Annotated in this window: 1 protein-coding gene; it reads left to right on the top strand. The window is 64.0% G+C overall.

The genetic code is table 11. From position 1 onward, the window contains the following. Positions 1 to 446: 446 nt before the first annotated feature. On the top strand, positions 447 to 695 hold a 249-nt coding region (locus AC1D00_RS44025; protein WP_477015061.1), incomplete at its 3' end, for a DUF992 domain-containing protein.

The raw sequence follows: 695 nt of genomic DNA, 5'->3' as shown, positions 1-695 counted from the left end.
GAAGATGCCTGCAAGCGCATCCAGCGCTTCTGCGGCAATTTGCGCTGAGCCGCTCGCGACAATGATTGAAAAGGCCCGCTTCGCGCGGGCCTTTTTTTATTTGCATTTCGATCGCGCTGAGTCGGATGGACATTTGCCCTGATTGATATCCTGCCATGCCGCTCACCCGGATCGCACCGGACGATGCTTCGCATCGCCGAGGCGATCCGACCTCTCCCCGCAAAAGAGCGGGGAGAGGTTAGGGCGCTTGCGTCGTGAGGGACGCGCCGGTCGCTCGCTCCCTCGCCCCGTTCTTACGGGGAGAGGGTGGGGTGAGGGGCTTCTCCGCGCGTTCGGTTTCAGATCTGTCCGATCTGGCACCGCCAGGACTCTTGTGGCATAGACCATCGCGCGCCACGGGTAGGGTGTCCGCTCTGCTCGCATCACATTCATCGCCGGAGACATTCATGCGCCGCTCATTCCTCCTCGCCGGGCTCGCCGCCGCCAGCCTCGTTGCCTCCGTCGCAAACGGCGGCGCACAGCAGCAGCGGATGGTGCGGGTCGGCGTGCTCGAATGCCGTGGCGGTGCCAGCGTTGGCTTCATCGTGGGATCGGTGACCAATCTCGGCTGCGTCCTGCGTGCCGACGGTTTGCCGGAGGATCGCTACGTCGCGACCATCCGCAAAGTCGGTCTCGACATCGGCATCACCCAGGAG

It is taken from the genome of Bradyrhizobium sp. P2_E8 (assembly GCF_056403875.1).
The sequence above is the reverse complement of the archived record's forward strand: the minus strand, read 5'-3'. Positions and strand labels throughout refer to the sequence as shown.